Origin of the sequence: Sphingobium sp. BHU LFT2, from assembly GCF_018604485.1 — a bacterium.
In the GTDB taxonomy this organism is placed as follows: domain Bacteria; phylum Pseudomonadota; class Alphaproteobacteria; order Sphingomonadales; family Sphingomonadaceae; genus Sphingobium; species Sphingobium yanoikuyae_A.
This window is the reverse complement of record NZ_JAFCGW010000026.1, coordinates 18,327-32,946: the sequence shown is the minus strand read 5'-3', so window position 1 is coordinate 32,946 and position 14,620 is coordinate 18,327. Positions and strand designations below refer to the sequence as shown.

Annotated in this window: 20 protein-coding genes; 15 read left to right on the top strand and 5 right to left on the bottom strand. The window is 62.4% G+C overall.

Annotation, left to right across the window (positions count from 1 at the left end):
* Positions 1–57 precede the first annotated feature (57 nt).
* From JQK15_RS24805 to JQK15_RS24785, 5 genes are all read right to left on the bottom strand, one after another.
* Complete coding sequence (locus JQK15_RS24805) at positions 58–1,032, bottom strand: asparagine synthase-related protein (RefSeq protein ID WP_214868981.1); 975 nt, start codon at positions 1,030–1,032, stop codon at positions 58–60.
* A 2-nt stretch (positions 1,033–1,034) separates the two neighbouring features.
* Positions 1,035–1,709 (bottom strand): lasso peptide biosynthesis B2 protein, encoded by a 675-nt coding sequence (locus JQK15_RS24800; protein ID WP_214868979.1) that lies wholly within the window; start codon positions 1,707–1,709, stop codon positions 1,035–1,037.
* A gap of 57 nt (positions 1,710–1,766) precedes the next feature.
* Positions 1,767–1,901, bottom strand: coding sequence for a benenodin family lasso peptide (locus JQK15_RS24795; RefSeq protein ID WP_214868978.1), 135 nt, complete (start codon positions 1,899–1,901; stop codon positions 1,767–1,769).
* A gap of 175 nt (positions 1,902–2,076) precedes the next feature.
* A complete protein-coding gene (locus JQK15_RS24790) occupies positions 2,077–2,691 on the bottom strand; it encodes a GntR family transcriptional regulator (RefSeq protein WP_214868976.1) in 615 nt (204 codons plus the stop codon).
* 15 nt (positions 2,692–2,706) lie between these two features.
* Positions 2,707–3,117, bottom strand: a complete 411-nt coding sequence (locus JQK15_RS24785) for a helix-turn-helix domain-containing protein (protein ID WP_214868973.1) — start codon at positions 3,115–3,117, stop codon at positions 2,707–2,709.
* Between the two features lie 287 nt (positions 3,118–3,404).
* On the opposite strand from JQK15_RS24785, the gene JQK15_RS24780 reads away from it, so the two are divergent.
* The 15 genes from JQK15_RS24780 to JQK15_RS24710 all read left to right on the top strand — a co-directional run bounded on the left by JQK15_RS24780 (position 3,405) and on the right by JQK15_RS24710 (position 14,572).
* Positions 3,405–3,626 carry a hypothetical protein gene (locus tag JQK15_RS24780; RefSeq protein WP_214868971.1) on the top strand — a complete coding sequence of 74 codons (222 nt, stop codon included), beginning with the start codon at positions 3,405–3,407 and terminating at the stop codon, positions 3,624–3,626.
* Between the two features lie 421 nt (positions 3,627–4,047).
* Positions 4,048–4,854: a DsbC family protein gene (locus tag JQK15_RS24775; protein WP_251008031.1), complete on the top strand. Its 807-nt coding sequence runs from the start codon at positions 4,048–4,050 to the stop codon at positions 4,852–4,854.
* A 194-nt stretch (positions 4,855–5,048) separates the two neighbouring features.
* Positions 5,049–5,363 carry a hypothetical protein gene (locus tag JQK15_RS24770; RefSeq protein WP_125999395.1) on the top strand — a complete coding sequence of 105 codons (315 nt, stop codon included), beginning with the start codon at positions 5,049–5,051 and terminating at the stop codon, positions 5,361–5,363.
* A 129-nt stretch (positions 5,364–5,492) separates the two neighbouring features.
* Positions 5,493–5,759, top strand: coding sequence for a type IV conjugative transfer system protein TraL (locus JQK15_RS24765; protein WP_014076300.1), 267 nt, complete (start codon positions 5,493–5,495; stop codon positions 5,757–5,759).
* Positions 5,760–5,770: 11 nt separating this feature from the next.
* The gene (locus tag JQK15_RS24760) at positions 5,771–6,400 is read left to right on the top strand and encodes a TraE/TraK family type IV conjugative transfer system protein (RefSeq protein WP_173385003.1); all 630 of its coding nucleotides are present in this window, start codon (positions 5,771–5,773) and stop codon (positions 6,398–6,400) included.
* A complete protein-coding gene (locus tag JQK15_RS24755) occupies positions 6,384–7,160 on the top strand; it encodes a type-F conjugative transfer system secretin TraK (protein WP_502956881.1) in 777 nt (258 codons plus the stop codon). Before JQK15_RS24760 ends, JQK15_RS24755 begins: the two co-directional genes overlap by 17 nt.
* Complete coding sequence (locus JQK15_RS24750; protein ID WP_214868969.1) at positions 7,157–8,488, top strand: TraB/VirB10 family protein; 1,332 nt, start codon at positions 7,157–7,159, stop codon at positions 8,486–8,488. Before JQK15_RS24755 ends, JQK15_RS24750 begins: the two co-directional genes overlap by 4 nt.
* 26 nt (positions 8,489–8,514) lie before the next feature.
* Positions 8,515–9,123, top strand: a complete 609-nt coding sequence (locus JQK15_RS24745; RefSeq protein ID WP_214868967.1) for a TraV family lipoprotein — start codon at positions 8,515–8,517, stop codon at positions 9,121–9,123.
* Positions 9,120–11,642, top strand: coding sequence for a TraC family protein (locus JQK15_RS24740; RefSeq protein ID WP_214868965.1), 2,523 nt, complete (start codon positions 9,120–9,122; stop codon positions 11,640–11,642). Before JQK15_RS24745 ends, JQK15_RS24740 begins: the two co-directional genes overlap by 4 nt.
* Positions 11,639–11,968 carry a hypothetical protein gene (locus tag JQK15_RS24735; RefSeq protein ID WP_214868963.1) on the top strand — a complete coding sequence of 110 codons (330 nt, stop codon included), beginning with the start codon at positions 11,639–11,641 and terminating at the stop codon, positions 11,966–11,968. The genes JQK15_RS24740 and JQK15_RS24735 overlap by 4 nt, the downstream gene beginning before the upstream one ends.
* Entirely contained in the window at positions 11,965–12,372 is a 408-nt protein-coding gene (locus JQK15_RS24730) for a hypothetical protein (RefSeq protein ID WP_214868961.1), read from the top strand. The genes JQK15_RS24735 and JQK15_RS24730 overlap by 4 nt, the downstream gene beginning before the upstream one ends.
* On the top strand, positions 12,369–12,686 hold the full coding sequence (locus JQK15_RS24725) for a hypothetical protein (protein WP_214868960.1): 318 nt from the start codon (positions 12,369–12,371) through the stop codon (positions 12,684–12,686). The genes JQK15_RS24730 and JQK15_RS24725 overlap by 4 nt, the downstream gene beginning before the upstream one ends.
* On the top strand, positions 12,683–12,919 hold the full coding sequence (locus JQK15_RS24720) for a hypothetical protein (RefSeq protein WP_214868958.1): 237 nt from the start codon (positions 12,683–12,685) through the stop codon (positions 12,917–12,919). The genes JQK15_RS24725 and JQK15_RS24720 overlap by 4 nt, the downstream gene beginning before the upstream one ends.
* Positions 12,909–13,562: a conjugal transfer protein TraW gene (locus tag JQK15_RS24715; protein WP_214868956.1), complete on the top strand. Its 654-nt coding sequence runs from the start codon at positions 12,909–12,911 to the stop codon at positions 13,560–13,562. Before JQK15_RS24720 ends, JQK15_RS24715 begins: the two co-directional genes overlap by 11 nt.
* Positions 13,559–14,572 carry a TraU family protein gene (locus JQK15_RS24710; protein WP_214868953.1) on the top strand — a complete coding sequence of 338 codons (1,014 nt, stop codon included), beginning with the start codon at positions 13,559–13,561 and terminating at the stop codon, positions 14,570–14,572. The genes JQK15_RS24715 and JQK15_RS24710 overlap by 4 nt, the downstream gene beginning before the upstream one ends.
* The last annotated feature ends 48 nt before the right edge of the window (positions 14,573–14,620 follow it).

Here is a 14,620-nt window from a genome sequence, read left to right as displayed (position 1 = left end):
AAACCCGGCTGCCCTGCCATCATCGCCTCCGCTATCGTGCAAAGGCAGTGAATCACTTCAGGCCGTCAGGCGCCACGAGTTTTTCGAGGTGTCCAATTTTCCGGAAGGGATTGGGAGGTTCGCAGCGGTAGATTTTTCGATATCGATATCTTCTTCAGAGTAGGCCCCTTGAATGAGCTTCGCATTAATCGCGTCACAAACGGCCTTGGCATATACACGCTCGTCACCGGTTGGGTCATTAGTGATAGCGGTTACGCATGTAACTTCAGCTCCAGCATGCACCAAGCATTCGGCTACAATGGAAGAATCAAGACCACCCGAGAGACCGACTAGGGGGCGAGCGTAATGTGAAGCCCAGGCTTGCACAGTCGAACGAACAACATCCCGCAGATCCGCGGCGCATTTCTGTGAACTAGAATGGCAGTCTGTACCGACGTAATCCCAGGGACTCCAGAAAAGGAATTTTGTAATTCCTCTCGTGCCAATTGTCAGTCCGCATCCACCCAGTAATTGGGAAATGTCAGATAGCCCTGTTTCCTCTGCGGGCAGTTGGAGATGATATAGAGATTTCCCAACCGCGCGCCAATTTATCGATGGGCGAGCCAAACCGGCTCGCATCAGTATAGAAACATCGGAGGCGCAAGCAACCATGTTACCGATTGTCGTATAGTAGCACGGCAAACCACCCGCCGGATCGCGCAGGATCGTCACACCCTTCGTTTGATCTATGATTGCGACATATGCACCCCAATAATCATCTCGAAGCGATCTCACCGGGTTTTCAATAACTTCGAGAAGTTGATTGCCTTCAAACTGGATGACCTTTGCTCTATCTCTACAGCGAGAGAACAACGTCCCAAATATGGCTCCACGTCCTGCCGGAAACGGCACAATATCTTCTGGACTATCAGTAAATAGGACTATGTGATCGCCGCGATATATTTCACGGAGGGCTACGTTGACAGCAATTTGCTGCAAAGTCTGCTCAATTTGATCGATTTGGGCAAAACCTAGGATCAGGTACTGCGACATTGTCATGCTACCAATATCGGCGTGAACATCTGTGCGCGATCTGGACTTTCATTGGCAACCACATTGCCATCCTGTACCCAACAATGAGCAGCGAACGGCGCAACCTGGATGCCAATAACCAGCACCGGATTCAGCCCGTATTTCCGAGCGGTGGCCACGAGTGCTAGTGATCGAGGCAAGCAACAATCATGACTGCCCAACAACAGATCGGCGAATCGGAAAGCATTTGCCAATCGACCAAGATCGCGCGTTGATCTTTTTCCGGTCCCACGGGAAGGCCTACTCCGAACTTTTTTTATTCTATCTATCAGGCTGGAGAAAGATTGATGACGCACGCGCCATGTCCAAATCAAGCGACTTGTGATCGCGGAGACAGCGAGTGAAAAGGAAGGAAGTCGATCAGCATAGCCAATCTCGACCTCCGGTGATGGAAGAGGTTCAAATTTGCTGTTTAACCGTTGCGGCTGATCCGCAGCCCCAACGAGAATCCCTTGCTGGGCAAGTTGCCCAAGTATTTGCAAATCGTCGGACGACAGCTGACAGCCATCGATGTATCGAGAGAACGCTCCAACGAAAACGCCAGGTAGCGCTGAGTATCGGCCTATCCGCGTATCCAGAAGTATGACCGCATCGGCATTCTTGCAAAAGTAAAGATCGTCACGGAGCATGAATTGCATGTTTTGTTCCTGGACAAAGGGCACGCGGGTCAACCTTGTCCCGCGTGCCCTCGTGCATCAGTCGTCCGAGAGACCCGGTTGGTTCTGCAGACCGCCGATGCCGTCATTGTATCGGCTGCCGGTTCCCTTCGTCTCCTCGACGACAAGGCCGAGGTCGATGAGGTCCGTTTCCGGATGGTCGTCGCGTTCCATACTTACCTCCTTCTTGGACATGCTGCGAAGTTGCAGCCCTTGGATGGTAAAGCACACGGCGCATGATCAGCGATCTTATAAGGTCGTGCATGCGCGAGTAACCGGTACTGCCTTTTGCTCGAGTCAGCTTTGGAAGTGACGGTAGTGCGTAACGAGCTGATTTTGTTTGCCTCTGCTATAGTGCGGTCGCTTCCCATATCCTGCCTACGCGACGAATTCTCCGTCGGTGATAGGCCCAAAGAACCTCAAAACGGTCGGGACCTCGACCAGAACTGGTCGCGATCCCGACCGCTCGCAGTTCCTCTGAAAGGTTGCGCAGCACGCGGACCTCGCCGAGACGTGCCATATGGAGTCGTTCCGTCGCCGATTGAAGCGCTCTGCGGTGCTCGTGATCTACCGAGTCTTGTGCAATCGAGAGAAAAAGGTTCGTAGCCGCCGTCGCGACGCCTTCGTCATGCAACGCCGCGCCAAAATAGGAGTGGGTCGCGAAGTCAGGCGCCGGATGGCTTGCCTTCAGCACAAGACGTACAAGGTGACCGTGCCAGCGGTAAAGATCGCGTAACCCGTCCTGAGTCATGGCCGGTAGGCGATAGCCGCCGCCAACCGCGATTTCGAGCATGTGTTCACCGACAAGGCGCTGGGCTGCATCCCTTAAAGGCGACACTGATACGCCATATTCCGCGGCCAGCGCCCTTTCGTTGACGATGCCACCTGAAGCGAACCTCCCCGCCATGATATCGGCTTTGAGGAGCAGATAGGCTCTTTCCGCTAGTACGGGTTCCGGAGACATCCCGGAGCTCGCCGTTCACTGATCAGGCCAGATGGCAGAGCCGGCCCTCGAGGCAAAGCGAGCGGCCGCGGCTGCCTGATGACTGGTGATGACGGCAAGAATATCGCGTTCCACTTCCCATAGATCGTCCAGCGATAGCAGTTCGTGCGGGAGGTCCATCTTGTGCTCCAATGCCAGAAGGGAAATGAACAGGTGCGACGCCGTCATCCGCAGCGCATGCGCGCAGCGGATATGGTCCTCGAACGAAGCCGTCCCGGCCCCGCCCTCGAGTTCGCGAATCCAGCGTTCAGTGCGGCCGACGGACTTTCCCAGACTGCGCTGGGATATCCGGTTTCGACGGCGCCACCTCTCGATGAGCTTTCCGGAAAGCTCCTTGATCAGTGCGAATATTTCACCATCGATCACTTGGGGACTTTGAAGAGTCATCTGCAGGTCTCCCTGGCAGCGGCTCAAAAGTCCAAGTCACATCGCCTATGGACAGCAATTTGTTGTAAATAAAACCAATCGTCAACAGTAATAATATCGCATCCATGCGACCATTTTTCATTGTTTCCGGAAAAATTGTCTCGCGCGCGCGACTATTGGGCGGAGCGATGAGAGGGACGGCCTGTCTTACGAGGCATGTCGCTAAATGATTGAATGACCTGAACATCATCAGTTGCCTGCATGTGCATCAAGGCTGAGAGGTAGAGCTTCCAGATCTGTGGGGATGGATGAACAACCTCGGACTGGTCTGCAACTCTTACGATGTCATCGACCAGTCGCGAGAGAGTAGTAGACGTCCCGACATGCCGGATCTTGCGACCGCCAAATCGGTCCAGCTGAGGGTCGAGCAGTTCTGTGATGAGATCGTCCTCTTCACATCGATGGAGAAGATCGACCGCTATGAACAAGGTCGTTCCGTAGGGCAGGAAATCCCCGGCAAGGTGACATAGCCGGCAATGGCATTGCAGGAACAGATGGATGCCCTCGTCGGACAACTGGAGTTTGTACGCTCTGGATTGCTGACTCCCCATAGTCGTTCTCCCGCCATAGGTCGCGAATCTTTCGCTGTCCGTCTGCCTGCAAGTCTGTCGATTCGGTGCAAGGTGGACGAGGCCACGAAAGGAACAGAAGGTGAAACCGGAAATATACTTCCGGTTTCCGGAAATGGATTTCCGATAACCGGAACTGAACTGCCTTAAACCGGAACTGAATTTCCTTGTCCCTTGTGAGAGCAAGGCATTCCCCGCCACTCAAGCCCGTGTCGAGACGGCAGCAAGGGCGCGATTTTCAAGCGATCGGCAGCCTGCCTCCGCCTCATCCCACACAGGGAGGTTTGCGGTTATGACCAGAACGCGTTCCAGTCGCGTGGCGATGCTCGTCACTCTCTTGGCGGGCGTTATGCCTCTTCATGGCGCTACTGCGCAAGTTGCGCCGTCGGAGAAGGGCAAAGCTGTCGCAAGCACACAGGCGGCGTCCCCGCTTGATCAAGCGGCCGCGGAAGCCCAGGCCAGTTTGCAGCAGACCTTCACTAATCTGCGCTTCGACGATTTTGGCCCCTCCCCTGTCGAGGGCCCGATCTATCAGGCCAGCGCCGGCGGCCGGATCATCTATTACGCGCCGCAAAGTGAGCATATCCTGTTTGCCACGGTCTATGATCGCAATGGCGTCAATCTGACCGCGCTGGCGCAGGAACAGGGTGCGACGCGCCGCCTCAAGGTAATCGATCCCGCCAAGGCGTTGGCGATCGGTCCTGCCGGCGCACCTACGGTCATCGAGTTCACCGACCCTGACTGCCCTTACTGCCAGACGCTCGATCGCTTCTGGGCCGCGAAGGCAGCGGAGGGCAAGCCGGTGCGGCGGCTCATCTTCTTCGTGAGCGGGATCCACCCGACTGCGGCGGCAAAAGCGGAGCATATATTGTGCTCGCCCGATCGCGAGGCCGCGTTCAAGGCGGCCTATTCCGGCCAGAGTCCGGCCGCGCTGGCGCAATGCGCGCAAGGGCGCGCCAAGGTTGCCGACGATGCCGAGCTGGTCGCCAGGATCGGCATTTCGGGAACGCCGACACTGATCGCCGACGGCAAGCTCATTTCCGGGTTCCAGCAGGCCGAGCTCGAGGCTTTCCTCGACAGCTACGCGAGGCCCGCGGCGGCAAAGGCGGCGAGCGATGCGTCCCGCTGAGTTCAGCCACGCCGTCGCGGCAAGCGACGATCTCATTTCGGAGGGCATCCAGCCTGGGCCCACGCGGCCCGGCGGATGAACCGGATGCCGGCGGCGACGGGCTCTTGGAGCCGTCCACCGACGCCCCGGCCGACACCGATCCTCTTTCGATGCCGGCAGGCTTTTGTTGGACGGCTTCTCTTTGGAGCAATGCCATGATGCGTAAACTCGGTAACAAGGCCCTGGCGGTGGCCAATTTCGGTCTCCCTTTGGGCGCGATGACCCTGGTGGGCGCTCCCGCCCACGCCTTCTCGGCGCCGGCCGCCGGCGACCTCGGCTACGATATCTACGATATCGTCGTGAACCAGGGGGTGAAGGGCCCGCTCGGCTTCGTGGGCGGGGTCGCCGCCTTCCTGTTCGGCGTCTCGCGCCTCTTCTCGAACATCATGATCGGCATCCCGACCATCGTCGCGGCCGTCTGCCTGATCAAGGCGGACTCCATTCTCCAGACCTTCGGGATGGTCGTCTGAGACGCCGCCTGCGGCTGCGCGCTGGCTGAGCAGCCAGACGCATTCGCACCGGCACATGCTGGGGGCCGATGGTCGGCCTCCGGAAACCGGCACCTTCACAGGTGTCATGAAGCAGGAGGAGAAGGGCAAGTGGACGAACGCCTTCCGCAATATCTGCATCGGCCGGTCCAGATATTGTGGTTCGGATCGGACGAGTTCCTGCTCGCGACCTCGAGCGTGTTCGTGGCCGCGATCGTGGGCGGACTTGTCGGCTGGGCGCTCATCGCTGCCCTTCTCCTCTTCATCCCGTGGAAGCGGACCAAGCCCAGGGGCTATCTCGCGCACCTCGCGTGGCGCTGGGGCCTGGTGTCCTTCCCCCATTATCCGGGTCCTACCCAGACCCGCTTCTTCGAGTGAGGGCCATGCGCATGTTCGGTCGCAAAGGGAGCCAGGAGGATCCGCTGCTCGGCAAGCCCGCCAGCTTCGGCATCCATCGCTACCTGCAGGGCTCGGCGAACCTCTTCGAGGAAAACCGGCTGCTCAAGGTCGCGATCGCCGGCATGTTCGGCGTCACCGCGGTGCTGGGCGTGGTGATCTACACGACCAACCAGAATGCCCGGACCATCATCGTGCCCTTCGGGGCCACCGGCGATCTCCATGTCTCGGGCAACAAGCCGTCCGAAGCCTATATCGTCGCGATGACGCGTAACATTGTCGCGCTGTCGGGCACCTGGTCGGCCTATTCGGCGGACCGTCAGTTCCAGGAGCTGCTCGGGCTCGCGCACCCTTCCGCCTATGGGGCGATGCGCGACAGCCTCAATGCCGTGCTCGACGAACTGGCGAACAATCCGACCCTGTCGATTGCCACCTATATCCGGGGCGATCAGCCGGTGCGGTGGACCGCGCATGAGATCGTGGTGCCGGTCGAGAAGGTGCGCGTCATCGGCGGCGTGATCCGCAAATTCCGGGGCATATTGCGCATCGGCTACGCCATCGAAAATGGCCGGTTCTGGCTGACGCGTCTTTCCGAGGAGCAGTTCGATGCCGAAACCCGCTAACCGCGGCGCGCCGATGGGCCGCGCCCTGACGCTTTGCTTTCTGCTCGGTGCAGCGCCGGTGTCGGCGCAGACGATCCACGCGCTGCCCGACCAGACCAGCCATATCCGCCTGTCCAACCGCGACATCAACCATATCGTGTGCGAGGGCGGCGAGATCGAGGATATCAAATTCTCGGCCGAAAAGGGCCTTGCCGTCGAGAAAGGCGGCGCTGATGCCTGGATCAAGTTCCTGGCCCGCGAGATCGACGATGCCGGCCAGGTGACGCGCACCTATGTGACACAGCCCTCCGAATTCTTCGTGCATTGCAACGGCGCCACCTACCCGCTCTATGCCGAGCCGGCGGAGATTCCGGCGCAGACAGTGGTGCTGATGCCGGGCGCCCGCCAGCGCGCTCAGGCGAACAATGAGCTGATGGCGGCGCTCGCCGATGAGGACCGCGCCGTCTCGATCACCCTGTCGCTGCTCGACGATCGCATCCCTGCCTCGTTCAGCGAGGTCGCGCCGGCCGGCGGCACGGTCGGCATAGCGGCGGCGCCCGGCCTGTCGATCACCGAACGGCGGCGTATCGCGGTCGAGGGCGCCGGGCTTTCAGCTTCCGAATATCATCTGCGCGCGGCTGCCCCGGTGGCGCTGGACGAACGGCTGCTGGTCGATCCGGCGCTTGGGACAAGCATTTTCTCGCTCACCCTGGACCGGGTCCGTCTCGACGCCGGTGAAACGGCCCGACTTGTCGTCGTTCGCCGGGGAGCCGGGCAATGAGCGGCGAAATGGACAAGGATCCGGCACAGGAACCGGAAGAGCTGTCGCCCTATCAGGCCCATCTCGCCAGCGAAGGCGCGCGGGAAAGGGATGACACGATGCGCCGTTCCGCGCCGGCGCTTCTCGACTGGAAGGCGCAATGGAGCAAGCTCTCCGCCCGCCAGAAGCTGCGCGCGCGCCAGCTTGCCGTCGGCGTCGCGGTCGGCGCCATCGGGATCGGCCTTTATACGGTCTCCGGCAGCAAGGAGGAGGCGAAGCCCGCCAACCCCGCGTCCTCGCTCAACATGGGTGCGGGCCTGCGCGGCGACAGCCTCGAGGTGAAGCTGCGCGGTGACCTCAGGAAGGTCCTGGACGGGCAGCAATTGCTCGGCGACCGGATCAGCGCGATCGAGGAGGGCAAGGTCGTCCCTGGATCGCGCCCGCCGGGGCGCGGGGCGGCCGGGGGGGGCGATGGCGATCTCCCGCCTGCCCTGCCGGACAGCGTGCCCGCCCTTCCCTATCCCCCGGAAACCGGCGACGTCAGCGCGGACGCGGACAAGCTGCCGGCACCGCCGAGCGGCCCGGTAGCGCCGCCTGCCCCGCCCGCACCGCCGGTCGAGAAGACGGTGGGCGCGATCGGGACGGCGACCGGCCAGGTCGTGGCCCAAGGCGCCGATGCTTCGGCTTCGTCCAAAAAAAAGAATCGGACGATCTATTTGCCGCCTGGTTTCATGAAAGCGCGGCTGCTGACCGGGATCGACGCGCTAGCGAGCCGGGACGCGACCAGTAATCCCGAACCCATCATCGCCCGTGTACAGGCGCCTGCGGTGCTGCCCAATGAGGTGAAGGCGAACCTTGCCGGATGCTTCGTGATCGGCAACGCCACGGGCAGCCTCGCCAAGGAACGGGTCGAGGTCCAACTCGTCTCGCTGTCCTGCGTCGACTTCGACGAACATTCCATCGTCGATCAGCCGGTGAAGGGCTTCTTCGTCGACACCGATGGCAAGAAGGGCCTGTCGGGCAAGGTGGTGACGCGGGCCGGGGCCACGCTGGCGCGCGCCTTCATCGCCGGCACCATCAGCGGCATATCCCAGTCGGTCGAGGGCACGTTCGGCAACATGTCGACCTCGGCGCTGGGAACGGTCCGCACGCTCGACGCGGGCGATGCCGCGAAGTCGGGCATTGCCGGCGGTCTCTCCAAATCCTCCGACAAGCTCACCGATTTCTATCTCGATCTCGCGCGGCAGGCCGGTCCCATCGTCGAGGTGGGCGCGGCCAAGGATGTCGTCGTGGTGATCCAGGAGGGCGTGACCCTCGAGATCAAGCCCGGCGCGGGAGTGAAATTCTGATGCGCGCCCTTTTTGGAGTCAAAGCGATGAAAAGATTTCATCCCTGCCTGATGGTTTTGCCGCTTCTCGCGCTTCCCGGCTGCGCCACCGTCGGATCGATGATGTCGCCCTATAGCGAGAAATTTTCCTGCAAGAACAGCGACCATGGCCAATGCATCCATCCGGATCAGGCCTATGCCGACGCGGTTGCCGGACGGGCGTCAAAATCCGATCCGTCGGTCACCAATGACCGCAAGCTGCTCAGCCCCGACCGGAAGGCGCGAGCGCCCGTGCCGGGCAAGGCCAGCGCGAAAGCGGCCGCCGCGGTCGCAGTGTCGCCGCAAGCTGGGCAGGGCAATGTCGGCGCGGTGATCGAGGGGGCCGGTTCGCCGATGCTGCGCCCGTCGCGCACGATCCGCACGCTGATCCTGCCCTATGCCGACAAGCAGCGGCCCGACCGGCTCTACATGGCGCGATACGTCTACTCGATCCTCAATCGGCCGGCCTGGGTCGTGGGCGACTATCTGGTCGAGCCGGGTGGACGCAGCCCCGCCCCGCCGGTGCTCCGCACGATGCGCGCGCCCGAGCCCGGCGCCGCGGACGCGCCGACGCAAGAGGCCGCGCCGATGGGAAACGCGCCGGAGAAGCGGCCATGAGCACGAACGCCGCCCACAGGACCCTCAGCTATCAGCGGCTGCGCGCGGCCGTGACCCGCGATGCCTATTCGGACTTCCTGCCGATGGTCGCCTGGGTCGAGGAAGAAGAAGCCTTCCTGTGCATCGACGATGGCTGGGGCCAGGCCTGGGAACTCGTGCCCGCCGCCTACATGTTCGCCCATGTCCAGCAGGCGCTGCTGGGCCTTCTCAACATCCATTTCCCTGAAGGCACGGTCCTCCAGCTCATCACCTTCGCCGATCCGCTAATCGATCCGGCGCTCGACGCCTATCTCGACCTCAAGGTGCGACCGGACCCGCTGGTCCAGGCCTCGGCCCGGCGCACGGCCGATTATCTGCGTCGCGGAACCAGGGGACTCGATGCGCTGCATTCGATTCCGGTACGCGATTTCCGGCTGTTCCTCGTCATCAAGACGCGGGTGAAGCTCGGTGCCGATCTTCGCCGCCAGGTCGAGGAGCAGCTGGCGAAGATGGGCATCCGGCGGTTGCCGCCGGACGAACTGGTCAGCTTCTATCGCCGGATCTTCAACGGCGTTTTTGCCCCCGCGCCCGGCGTGTTCCTCAGTGAAAGCGTCGGCGGCATGCCCGCGCCCTCGGTTGCGCGCCAGATCATCGAGGCAGGACCGGACCTCTTTTTCGAAGGGCCCGAAGTCTTTCTGGGCAACCAGGTCGCGCGATGCCTCACGCCCAAGGCACCGGCGCGGCGGATCACCGCCGAGCGCGCCAACCGGCTCATGGGTGGCATGCGCGGGAGCGCCGAGGACAGCGACCAGATCGGCGGACCGTTCCTCTACTGTCTTTCGGTCCTCTTCGATCATTCGCAGTTCGAGATCCACAAGCGCGCGCAGATCCTTTCGGCGCAGAAGGCGGCCGGCAGCTTCGCCGTAGAGGTCGGCAAGCAGATCGAGGAGATCGGCTGGATATTGGACGAAGCGTCGAACAGCCGGTTCGTCTCGGTCATCCCGACCATGTGGGTGTTCGGCCGTGACAGCGCGCAGGCGCGCGAAATGGCGGCTCGCGCCAAACGGCTGTGGGAATCCGAACCCCTTCCCTTCATGGTGCAGGAGGAGAGCTATCTGCTGCCGGTGCTGCTCGCCGCCAGCCTGCCCTTCGGGCTTTACCCGGAAAAGCGCACATTGAAGCTGCTGGAGCGCGACTTCCGCATGCCCGTCAAGGCGGCGACGTTGATGGCGCCGGTGCAGACCGACTTTCGCGGCGGTGGCCGCCCGGCTTTGCTCTATGTCGGGCGCAAGGGCCAGCTGATCACGCTCGATCTCTTCGATCCGCGCATCAACAATTATAATTTCATTGTCTCGGCGGAGTCGGGCGCGGGCAAGAGCTTCCTGCTCAACAATCTCTGCCAGCAATATTATGCGCAAGGCGCGCTCATTCGCATCATCGATATCGGCGGCAGCTACAGGAAGCTCTGCACGCTCTGTTCCGGGCGCTATATCGACATCGGCGAGGAGCGCCTCGTCCTCAACCCGTTCGACATCGGGCTGGCGCTCGATGGCGAAGACAAGCAGTCGGCCATTGCCATGGCGGTCGCGATCGTCGCCGAGATGGCCAATGCCTCGACGCGCAAGCCCGTCACCACGTCGGAATGGAACCTTCTCAAGTCCGCCGTGCAATGGACGGTCGATAGCGGACGGGGCATAGACGGCATCGATGCGGTGCGCGACTGGCTCGGCCGCTATCCCGACAATGCCGTCTCCGATCTCGACCGGGTCGATCATCTCGTGCCGGTCGCGCGCGAGCTCGCGTTCAATCTGCGCGATTTCGGGTCGCAGGGTGCTTATGGCCATTTCTTCAACGGCCCCTCCACCTTCGATATCTCCCGCGACGAGTTCGTGGTGCTGGAACTCGAACGGCTGAAGGCTCTTCCGGATCTCTTCAATGTGATCGTGATGGTGGTGGTGAACGCTGTCACCCAGGAACTCTATCTCTCGGCGCGCGACAAGCCCCGCTTCGTCCTGTGCGACGAGGCCGCGCAGTTCATGACGCGCAGCGACGGGCAGGATCTCTCGCGCCTCGCCGAGGCGTTCGGTCAGGGCTATCGGCGCGCGCGCAAGTATCAGGGCAGTTTCGGCATCGTCCTCCAGAGTATGAACGATCTCATGCTCTTCGGCGGCACGGGCCAGGTGATCCTGGAAAATGCCGCGACCAAATTCCTGCTGCAGGGCTCCACCTATGACAAGGCGGTCGACAACAAGATCCTCGACTATTCGGGGTTCGTGCTCGACCTCCTGAAATCGGTCCGCAACGCCAAGCCCCATTATAGCGAGGTCTTCATCGACAGCCCGCTCGGGCTCGGCATCGCGCGGCTGGTGGTCGATCCCTTCAGCTACTGGATCAATACCTCTGCGCCCAATGAGGTCGCCGCCTTCGAGGCGCTGGTGCGGGCCGGCCGCAATCCGCTGGAGGCGGTGTGCGAACTGGCCGGCGTCGATCCGGTCGAAGTGCTGGGTGGCGCCGGCCCTGAAGGCTGGAGGGTCGCATGACACACAAGGCCCTTCCCCATCCCGACCAGCTCGCGCTCGAGTGGGAAAAGGATCCGGCGATCGAGGCGCTGATCGAGGCGCGTGTGGCAAAGCGCGCCGAAGCGGCCGCCTTCCAGTGGCGCCTGCGGCTGGTGGCCATCGAAACCTGCATGATGGGCTGTCTCGTCATCGCGGCCGGGATCGCGCTCGACCAGCCTGTGCTCAAGACGGTCCGCACGGGACTCATCGTGGCGGCCGCCTGCTTTGCGAGCGGGATGCTGCTGATCGGCCTGTCGGGTGCATGCGGGATGCTTCTCTCGCGCTTGCGGAAATGGAGGCACAAATGACGGACAGGATCGAACCGTTCACGCCCAGGATGATCGAGGACTTCGGCGTGATGTGCCGGTGCAAGCGCTATCCTGGAGAGAGCCAGAATGATTTTCTGGGTCGCGCGATCCTGACGCTTCACGAGGCCAATGGCGAATGCACACGCAGCCTCAAGACGGCTGACGAGTTGCTCGCCGGGTTTCTCAAGGACGCCAGACACCCCGTTCTGGGTCCGCTCCTGCAAAGCTGCTGGGCCGTTGTCCTGCTCATTCCGTTCATGTTCCTGATCGGCTGGCCCGTCACGCTCTACGGCCTGTGGCTTGGCGTCGTCTGCCTCTGGCCTGTCATCGAAGAAGCCGTGTTCAGGCTCTATTGCCGCCTGCGTCCGGCCGATCCGGAAGAGGCGAAGGCCAGACCGGCATGACCGACATGTTCTCTTCAGCATCGGCATTCGAGCCCGGAACCGGCCGATCGATGATCAGCATCGAGACCTATGCATGCTGGAAAGCGCGCGAGGAAGAGGATGCGCGTTGGTCGCGGCGCATGTGTCTGGCGATCCAGCTGCTGCTGGCGTTGGGGATCATCGTCGTCAGGCTGATCTGGTGGGATAAACCGGCTGCCTATCCCAGGCTGCTGTTCGTCTTCTCCTGCCTGGGGCCGGTTCTGTACGGCTATTGGCTGGCGCGCGGTTGCCCGGTGCATCCTGGCCTCCCTATTCGAGGAGGCGGGCGGCCATGAACGGCATCTTCTCCTCCACGCCCGCGCCGGGACCGATCCGCCTCATGATCGGCAGCCAGGGCCTGCTCCTGGTGCAGTCGTTCATCGCCTGGCAGCTCCCGGCCGTGCCGACCCTGTTCCGCATTCTCGTGGCCGTCACGGCGATCGTCGCGATGGCGGCCCTCATCAGCGCCGCGATCGGCGAGGATCGCGAGTATTCTCATCCCTGGTGGAGACGGCGCCATGGTCGCTAGCTCGCTGCGTCGGCATTTCGGCCGTCGTCCTCTCCTGCTCGCTGCGGTCGCGACGACTATGGCTGTGCTCACGCCTTCGATGGCAATGGCGGCGACCAGCAAGATCGGGCGTACCTGGTCGATCGCCGAGACCGACGCGCTGAGCGAGATCGAGGGCCGGGCCGCCCATGTCCCCGACATGAAGAGTGCCTTCGGGCCGCGCGAGAACTGGTCGGCGATGAAGGCGGCGACGCTCGGGATCGCCCAAGCCGACCGGAACCGGACGGTCGTGCCTTTCTATACCCTTGATCAGGACATCCGGCTCCCCGACGGCAAGCTGCTCTACGCCAGGGGCTATAGCTTCAATCCCCTCGCCTATGTGTCGCTCCCGCAGCGGCTCATCGTAGTCCATCCCCGCGATCTCGCCTGGGCGCTGCGCACCGCGCGGCCGGCCGATTTCATCCTGCTGGCGGCCGGGGGCCCCGGCGATGCCGACGCGATCACGCTCGGCGAGCGTCACGGCAGGGCGCTCTTCCTGCTCGAGGAACGCGTCAAGGTGCGGCTTGGTCTGACGGTCGCGCCGGTGATCGTCGCGCAGGCCGGACAGAAGCTGGTGCTGACCGAGGTCGACAGGCGTAAAACCGATCGGAGGGCAGTGCGATGAAACTATCGTCGCTTCGCAGATTGCTCGTGCTGGGCTGCGGCTTTGCCGCACTGGCGGTCGCTGCTCCCGCCCATGCCTCCAAATGCGAGGCGGGCACGGTGTTCAATCCGATCACCAAAGTGCGCTGGAACTGCATCTTCCCGATCACCATCGGCGGCGTGAAGGTGGGTCCGAGTGATCCGCTCGGCAAGGCGCTCGACGCCCAGTCTGCCTCCAAGCCGCTGTGCGCCTGCCGCAAGGGCGTGACTTTCTGGTTCGGCGTCAAGGTCAGCTTCTGGTCGCCCAATCGCATGGTCGACGTGGTGACCGAACCGGGGTGCATGATGGCGCTCGGCGCCGATATCATGCCGACCGGCGGCAGGCTCCAGGGCAGCCAGACCAGCATCTCGGACGGCACCAATAGCCGCAAGATGTTCGCGCAGATGCACTACTATATCGCGCCGGTCTGGAAGATGCTCGACATGTTCGCCGACCTGCCGTGCATCGAGGATAATGGCTTCGATGTGGCGCTGATCACCGAAGTGCTGCCGACCTGGCAATCGGCCACGCTGGGCGCGATCATCCAGCCCGAGGCGATTCTCTTCGGCAATCCGGCCGCAGGCCTTGCCTGCATGGCCGACAGTGCCGCTGCAGCCGCCGGCAAGGTCGTCGATCCGCTCTTCTGGTGCATGGGTAGCTGGGGCGCGACCTATCCGGTGGCGGGCGATATCCATTTCGGGGACAGTGTCGAAGCCTGGGCGGGGCTCGCCGCGCGCGGCGTCTTTATGATGGGCCGGCTCGGCGCGCTCACCATCAGTTCGGCCGACGGCTGCTCGTTCATCCCCCAGCCGGTCTGGACCAAGAGCCGCTACAAGTTCCAACTGATGGAGCCGGTCAAGGGCGGCAGTTGCGTCAATGTCGGCCGGCCAGGCGCGCTCTGGACGTCGGCCAAGCACGCGCCGGGCAAGGACAATGCCCAGTTCATGCTGTTCGAGAAGACGATCTGCTGCGCCGGAATCTCGACGCCATGAGCCGTCTGTCTCGCCAGATCCGCGCCCGTACGCCTGGGATTGACCGAT

Excerpts from the sequence above, each read along its gene's own strand:
- JQK15_RS24760 (WP_173385003.1), top strand. The coding sequence starts at position 5,771 with ATGTTCGGTCGCAAAGGGAGCCAGGAGGATCCGCTGCTCGGCAAGCCC.
- JQK15_RS24730 (WP_214868961.1), top strand. The coding sequence starts at position 11,965 with ATGACGGACAGGATCGAACCGTTCACGCCCAGGATGATCGAGGACTTC.
- JQK15_RS24750 (WP_214868969.1), top strand. The coding sequence starts at position 7,157 with ATGAGCGGCGAAATGGACAAGGATCCGGCACAGGAACCGGAAGAGCTG.
- JQK15_RS24755 (WP_502956881.1), top strand. The coding sequence starts at position 6,384 with ATGCCGAAACCCGCTAACCGCGGCGCGCCGATGGGCCGCGCCCTGACG.
- JQK15_RS24710 (WP_214868953.1), top strand. The coding sequence starts at position 13,559 with ATGAAACTATCGTCGCTTCGCAGATTGCTCGTGCTGGGCTGCGGCTTT.
- JQK15_RS24785 (WP_214868973.1), bottom strand. The coding sequence starts at position 3,117 with ATGACTCTTCAAAGTCCCCAAGTGATCGATGGTGAAATATTCGCACTG.
- JQK15_RS24745 (WP_214868967.1), top strand. The coding sequence starts at position 8,515 with ATGAAAAGATTTCATCCCTGCCTGATGGTTTTGCCGCTTCTCGCGCTT.
- JQK15_RS24800 (WP_214868979.1), bottom strand. The coding sequence starts at position 1,709 with ATGCAATTCATGCTCCGTGACGATCTTTACTTTTGCAAGAATGCCGAT.
- JQK15_RS24740 (WP_214868965.1), top strand. The coding sequence starts at position 9,120 with ATGAGCACGAACGCCGCCCACAGGACCCTCAGCTATCAGCGGCTGCGC.
- JQK15_RS24805 (WP_214868981.1), bottom strand. The coding sequence starts at position 1,032 with ATGTCGCAGTACCTGATCCTAGGTTTTGCCCAAATCGATCAAATTGAG.
- JQK15_RS24720 (WP_214868958.1), top strand. The coding sequence starts at position 12,683 with ATGAACGGCATCTTCTCCTCCACGCCCGCGCCGGGACCGATCCGCCTC.
- JQK15_RS24795 (WP_214868978.1), bottom strand. The coding sequence starts at position 1,901 with ATGGAACGCGACGACCATCCGGAAACGGACCTCATCGACCTCGGCCTT.
- JQK15_RS24790 (WP_214868976.1), bottom strand. The coding sequence starts at position 2,691 with ATGTCTCCGGAACCCGTACTAGCGGAAAGAGCCTATCTGCTCCTCAAA.
- JQK15_RS24775 (WP_251008031.1), top strand. The coding sequence starts at position 4,048 with ATGCTCGTCACTCTCTTGGCGGGCGTTATGCCTCTTCATGGCGCTACT.
- JQK15_RS24715 (WP_214868956.1), top strand. The coding sequence starts at position 12,909 with ATGGTCGCTAGCTCGCTGCGTCGGCATTTCGGCCGTCGTCCTCTCCTG.
- JQK15_RS24780 (WP_214868971.1), top strand. The coding sequence starts at position 3,405 with ATGAACAACCTCGGACTGGTCTGCAACTCTTACGATGTCATCGACCAG.
- JQK15_RS24735 (WP_214868963.1), top strand. The coding sequence starts at position 11,639 with ATGACACACAAGGCCCTTCCCCATCCCGACCAGCTCGCGCTCGAGTGG.
- JQK15_RS24770 (WP_125999395.1), top strand. The coding sequence starts at position 5,049 with ATGATGCGTAAACTCGGTAACAAGGCCCTGGCGGTGGCCAATTTCGGT.
- JQK15_RS24725 (WP_214868960.1), top strand. The coding sequence starts at position 12,369 with ATGACCGACATGTTCTCTTCAGCATCGGCATTCGAGCCCGGAACCGGC.